7 protein-coding genes are annotated in these 5,419 nt (G+C 70.0%); 2 read left to right on the top strand and 5 right to left on the bottom strand.

Annotated elements, in window-relative coordinates; genetic code table 11:
* Positions 1-59: 59 nt before the first annotated feature.
* From SK571_RS45900 to SK571_RS45890, 3 genes are read right to left on the bottom strand one after another with little or no spacing between them, the layout of a single operon-like run.
* Complete coding sequence (locus SK571_RS45900; protein ID WP_319990390.1) at positions 60-422, bottom strand: VOC family protein; 363 nt, start codon at positions 420-422, stop codon at positions 60-62.
* Positions 419-787 carry an SgcJ/EcaC family oxidoreductase gene (locus SK571_RS45895; protein WP_319990389.1) on the bottom strand — a complete coding sequence of 123 codons (369 nt, stop codon included), beginning with the start codon at positions 785-787 and terminating at the stop codon, positions 419-421. Before SK571_RS45895 ends, SK571_RS45900 begins: the two co-directional genes overlap by 4 nt.
* On the bottom strand, positions 784-1,368 hold the full coding sequence (locus SK571_RS45890) for a hypothetical protein (RefSeq protein ID WP_319990388.1): 585 nt from the start codon (positions 1,366-1,368) through the stop codon (positions 784-786). Before SK571_RS45890 ends, SK571_RS45895 begins: the two co-directional genes overlap by 4 nt.
* An 86-nt stretch (positions 1,369-1,454) precedes the next feature.
* Between SK571_RS45890 and SK571_RS45885 the strand changes: the two genes are divergently transcribed.
* Positions 1,455-2,402: a LysR family transcriptional regulator gene (locus tag SK571_RS45885; RefSeq protein WP_319990387.1), complete on the top strand. Its 948-nt coding sequence runs from the start codon at positions 1,455-1,457 to the stop codon at positions 2,400-2,402.
* A 4-nt stretch (positions 2,403-2,406) separates the two neighbouring features.
* On the opposite strand, the gene SK571_RS45880 is transcribed toward SK571_RS45885, so the two are convergent.
* Together SK571_RS45880 and SK571_RS45875 are read right to left on the bottom strand one after the other, a co-directional pair.
* The gene (locus SK571_RS45880; protein WP_319990386.1) at positions 2,407-3,567 is read right to left on the bottom strand and encodes a PQQ-dependent sugar dehydrogenase; all 1,161 of its coding nucleotides are present in this window, start codon (positions 3,565-3,567) and stop codon (positions 2,407-2,409) included.
* Positions 3,568-3,577: 10 nt separating this feature from the next.
* Entirely contained in the window at positions 3,578-4,480 is a 903-nt protein-coding gene (locus SK571_RS45875) for an alpha/beta fold hydrolase (RefSeq protein ID WP_319990385.1), read from the bottom strand.
* 28 nt (positions 4,481-4,508) lie between these two features.
* Here SK571_RS45875 and SK571_RS45870 point away from each other — a divergent pair.
* Positions 4,509-5,419 (top strand): 2-hydroxyacid dehydrogenase (locus tag SK571_RS45870; RefSeq protein ID WP_319990384.1); only part of this gene is annotated, 911 nt, incomplete at its 3' end.

Raw genomic sequence — 5,419 nt, 5'->3', positions numbered from 1 at the left:
GCCCCGACAGCCTTCCCCGCCCCTTGCAATACCCCACTCACGGGTTCCCGGTTCCCGATCTACGAAACCCCCGGCGGCAGGAAGCCGTGCGCCGACAGGTCGAACCAGTTGCCCTCGGGGTCGATCGCCCGGTACTCCGCGAACGGCCGGTCCCCGCCCCTCAACGCGGGCCGCGGCTCCAGCGTCTCCAGGTACGGCGCGACGTCGTCCACCTGGAACCCGAAGTGGTTGAAGCCGGTCGGCACGTCACCGTCGAGCCGCTGCTGGATCAACGCCAGGTTGACGTACCCGTCGGTGACGAAGTGGCTGCCGTCGGGATCGGTGTGGAACAACGACATCCCGAACCGCGACGTGTAGAAGTCGGCCATCTCCTTCGCGTCCTGCACGACGAACGCGATGTGCCGCAACCTGGGCCTGCTCATGACCTTCCCTTCGGGATCATGTTGTGGAACGCGGCGATCTCCCACCCGTCCTCGCGCCGCACGACGACGGCCTGCGCGTGGGTGGTGATGCCCGCCGGGGCGATGGACGACGTGACGTGCACGACCGAGATCCCGGAGCTCAACGGCCTGATCAGGCTGATCTCGGCGGTGAGTTTCGTGTCTCGGTACGGCCCCGCGAACAGCTGGGAGTGCCCGGCGGCCACCGCGTGGCGCCCGAACAGCTCCTCACCGCGCACGGTCACGAAGTCGACGTCCTCGGCGAACACCGAGGCGAACGCGGCACCGTCCCCGAGGGCCCAGCCCTGCTCCATGCGTTGCCACAGCGCGTAGATCTGTTCGGTCAAGAGTGGTTCATCCTCAACGGCAGGCGCAGGCACTCGGCGTCCCATGCGGCAAGCGAGTAGTAGAGGCCGCCGTGGCGGCGTTCGAGGTAGCAGACGACGTTCACGGGCCATCCGCTGTTGCGGAACATGTGCTCGTCCATCGGCGTCGGGCTGTCGCTCAACGGCCGGTCGCGCTCGCACTCAGGCCCGAGCCGGTGCCAGTCCGGGTGCAGGTGGATCGAGCCCAGGACGTCCAAACCGCAGGCGTCGGCCTTCCGCGTGATCGTCAGCAGGTCGGCGGGGTCCAGCCACCACGCCCGCACCGGGTTCTCGTACGCCGTGCCGAACCGGGGCACGATCGTCGACGAGAACTCCTCACGCGCCGAGGGGTCTGTCAGGCGCGCGTTGCGGCCGAACGCGACCTCCGACACCACGGCCTCGCTGCCGGCGGACCGGCCGAGCAGGACCGCGAAACACGGTCTCGGCTCGCCCTCGGTGATGAACGAGTATTCGGCGGACGCGGCCTCCAGAAACGTTTTCACGGCGCGGTCCGAAAACAGCACCGCATCGGTGCGCGCCGGGCGCTCGGCCAATTCCATCACGTGATCGAAGGTATCGAGACCAAGTCGTCTCACGCGAGATGACGAAGGGTGTTTGCCCTATTACATTGAGCGATAACATCGGGCTCATGCGTCTGGAAGTGCGGCACCTCGAACTGGTCGTGGCGATCGCCGACTGTGGCAGCCTGCGCAAGGCCGCCGCTCGTCTGCACCTCACCCAGCCTGCGGTGACGACGCAGCTCAAGCGCATCGAGGACCACCTGGGCGGCACGCTGTTCGTGCGCGCCGCCGACGGCGTAAAGCTCACGCCGACCGGCCATGATTTCGTCCAGGAGGCGCGGTCGATGCTCACTCGACTCGTCACACTGGAACGCGTAACGCGCCGTAACGCGCAATCCGCCAGTGCTCCGACCAGGCTCGCAGGAATCCCCGCTCATCACTTCGGACTACTCGTCGCCGCGCTGAAGGACAACGTCACCAGCCGTACCATCAAGGAGACGGGCACGCTCACCGCGTTGCTCACCACCGGCGAACTCGACATCGCCGTCCTGCGCCGATTTCCCGGCACCCCGCTGACCCTTCCGCCGAACGTGGGACACCGCCTGCTCACCCGCGAGCCGCTGTTCGTCGGCGTGCCCGAACGCCATCCACGAGCACAGCAGCCCGAGATCCCGCTGGAAGCCCTGGCGGGCGACAAGTGGGTCATGCCGGAGCCCGACGACAGCGGCATGAACGCCCACTTCGCCCGCGAGTGCGCGGCCAAGGGCTTCGAGCAGCGCATCGCGCACTTCAGCAGCGAGGCGCACGTCGCGCTGACGTTGATCAGGGAGTCCGGCGCGGTCTGCCCGCTCTACCCGGTCGGCGGCACCCCGCCCGGCGTCGCGCGCCTGCCGATCACCGGCAACCCGCTGGTGCGCGAGGTCGTGCTGGCGTGGCGCACCGACGTGCCGGTCGCGGAGGAGATCGACGACCTGTGCGAGCAGGTCGCCACGGGCTATCTGAAGCTGGTCGAGGAGAGCGAGGTCTACGCGCGGTGGTGGCGCGACGGAGGAGAGCGGTTCGCGCTCAGCTCCTAGAACGTCAGTCCTTGGTGCCGCCGCCGTTGTTCGGGCGCACGATGATGACGACCCGGTCGTCCGACGACACCGGCGTGCCACCCGCCTTGTTGACCGTGCCGACCAGCGACGCCGACTCGTTCAGCATCTCCATCGGCCCGAGCAGGCCGAAGCCGTCCTCCGCCATCGCGATCTCGGGCTTGCCCGTGAAGGCACCGGCGGCGTTCATCGACAACGACTGGTAGCCGGGCGTCTTGGACGTCGCCACGGACAGCTGGTCCGAGTACGACGAGCACCCCATCACGCCGGGCCGGTCCGGCCACGCCCACGCGACCTCGCCGAGCTTGCCCGGCGCCACGCGGTAGACGACGTCGCCGCTCGCGGCCCAGTCCGTCACCCAGATCTTCGTGGTGTCCGCCGAGACGCACAGACCGCCGGGCAGCCGCAGTCCGGAGGAGACGACCGCGCTGCCGGCCGTCGGGTTGCCCTGGGCGGGCTGACCGGAGCCGTCGATCCGCAGCACCTTGCCGGCCAGGGAGTTCGGGTCCGCGGCCAGCGCGGGGTTCCCGGCGTCACCGGTCGCGACCAGGATCGCGCCCTTGCGGTCGCTCGCCAGCACACCCCGGTTGCCCGACGGGCCCTTCGGGATGCCGGTGAGGATCGGCTTGGGCGAGTCGCCGGGCGCGATGCGCAGCACCCGGTTGTCCGTCGCCGTCGTCACGTAGACGTACGCGAGCTGGTCCTCGGCGAACGTCGCCGACAGCGCGAGCCCGGTCAGCCCGCCGTCGGTCGACGCGTCGACCGGCAGCTGGGCGACCACGACCGGGTCGACGTCCTTGGTGACCTTGAGCAGGCGCCCGCCGCGTTCGGTCGCGTACGCCGCGACGCCGCCCTGGGCGTCCGCGCCGATCGGGGCGACGCCCGTGACGGTGTTCAGGCAGGTGGCCACGACGGCCGGGTGGTAGTCCTTGCAGCCCTGCGGCGGCGGCACGCTCTGCGGCGCCGGGTTGCGGCCGGGGTCGCCGGGCGTCGGGCGGTACTCGCCCGGCAGCTCCGGCTTCGGGCCTGCCTGCGGGGTCAGCTGTGGTTGCGCACTCCACTGCGTGGGCGCCGGCTCGTCGGGAAAGCTGGCGCAGCCCCCTGCCAGCAGGCAGACGGCGGTCAGCAACGCTACGGAACGAACCACGACTCCCAGGTTAGGTGCGGGGCCGTGAACCCGAAGTCAACTTCTCGGAGGTGGCGAAGTCGACCGACCGGACGCGGTCGAGCAGCAGGTCGAGTTCGGCGCTGACCACCTCGGGCGCCTCCAACGGCAGGTAGTGGCTGCACGGCAGCACTCGCAGCCGTGCCTGGGGCAGCGCGGCGACGGGCCCGGACATGCTCTCCGTCGTCGCCAGCACGTCGTCACGACCGGCCAGCAGTGTGACCGGGCACACGATCGGGGCGAGGTCCTGGCGCGGCGTCTCGCCCAGTGCGAGCGCCAGCGTGAAGTACCAGCGCCAGTCGTGCTGCAGGAACCGGCTCACCGCCTGCCCGACGGCCGTCGGGTCGCTCGAGGGCTTGATCACGCCGCTGTGCCGCAACAGGAACGTCGTCGCGTCCGTCACCGGGACGCGGTGCAGCACCTTGTCCAGCACCGGACCGGCCTGCTGCAACAGCCTCGTGCCCGCCAGCCCCACGAACCGGCGCGCGCTCTTCGGCACCAGCGGCAGCATGGCGTCGAACGAGTCACCCGGCGCGCCCGCGACGAGCAGCAGGCCCGCCACCCGTTCCGGATGACGCAACGCCAGCTCGGCCGCGATCGTCACGCCCATCGACCAGCCCATGACGACGCACCGCTCGATGCCCGCCTCGTCCAGCACGGCGATGGCGTCCGACACGTGGTCGTCCAGCGAGATGTTGCGCTCGTCGACCGGGCGGTCCGAGCCCATCGTGCCGCGCATGTACCAGCTGAGCAGGCCGCCGCGATCGGTCAGCGAGGGCCACGACTCGGGGCCGGAACCCACGCCGGGGCACAGCAGCACAGGTGTTCCCTCACCTGGCGCCTGCCACGTCCGGATCTTCGTGCCGTCCCACGCGATGATGTCGTGCTCCCGCATGGCAGACATTCTGACGTACTTTGGCCTGGTGACGCTCACCGTGCTCGTGCCAGATGATTTCGGAGTTCAAGCGCTGTCCCAGGTGGACGGTGTCCGGCCGGTTCGTTACGTGCCGGGGGAGCCGCTGCCGTCTGACGCCCGGAACGCCGAGGTGCTGATCCCGCGGTTCCTCGCGGGCACCGACCCGCGCGAGGTCTTCGCGCAGTTGCCGAACCTCGAGCTCGTGCAGTTGCTCAGTGCCGGTGCGGAGAACTTCGTCGGCAAGGTGCCGGACGGCGTGATGCTCTCCACCTGCCGCGGCGCGCACGGCGGTAGCACCGCGGAGTGGGCCATCGGCGCGTTGATCGCGATATACCGAGACTTCCTCGTCTTCGAGCGGGCCAGGGCCGAGGGCCGCTGGGACTACCACCTCACGGACACCCTGCAGGACAAGAAGGTCCTGATCGTCGGTGCCGGCGACCTGGGCGAGCAGCTGAAGCGCCGCCTCGAACCGTTCGACGCGACCGCGACCCTGGTGGGCCGCACCGCCCGCGAAGGCGTGCACGGCCAGGACGAGCTGCCGCAGCTGCTCCCGGAGTTCGACGCGGTGGTGATCTTCACCCCGATGACGGAGGAGACCCGCCACCTGGTCGACGCCAAGTTCCTGGCCGCGATGAAGGACAACGCGATCCTGGTCAACGGCGCGCGCGGCCCCGTCGTGGACACGGACGCATTGCTCGCCGAACTGAATTCCGGGCGACTGCGCGCGGCCCTCGACGTGACCGATCCCGAACCACTGCCGGCCGATCATCCACTGTGGACCGCGCCGGGCCTGTTCCTCACCCCGCACGTGGCCGGGTCCTGCACGGGGCACACGCAGCGCGCCTACGCGATCGCCGCCGCGGAGGTCGCCCGGTTCGCTGCCGGGGAGGAGCCGCGCAACCTCGTGCGCGGTACCTA

It is taken from the genome of Lentzea kristufekii, assembly GCF_033949925.1.
GTDB lineage: Bacteria > Actinomycetota > Actinomycetes > Mycobacteriales > Pseudonocardiaceae > Lentzea > Lentzea kristufekii.
The sequence above is the reverse complement of the archived record's forward strand: the minus strand, read 5'-3'. Positions and strand labels throughout refer to the sequence as shown.

Bases quoted from the DNA above. Each gene is read 5' to 3' on its own strand.
- SK571_RS45900 (WP_319990390.1), bottom strand. From the start codon at position 422: ATGAGCAGGCCCAGGTTGCGGCACATCGCGTTCGTCGTGCAGGACGCG.
- SK571_RS45875 (WP_319990385.1), bottom strand. From the start codon at position 4,480: ATGCGGGAGCACGACATCATCGCGTGGGACGGCACGAAGATCCGGACG.
- SK571_RS45885 (WP_319990387.1), top strand. From the start codon at position 1,455: ATGCGTCTGGAAGTGCGGCACCTCGAACTGGTCGTGGCGATCGCCGAC.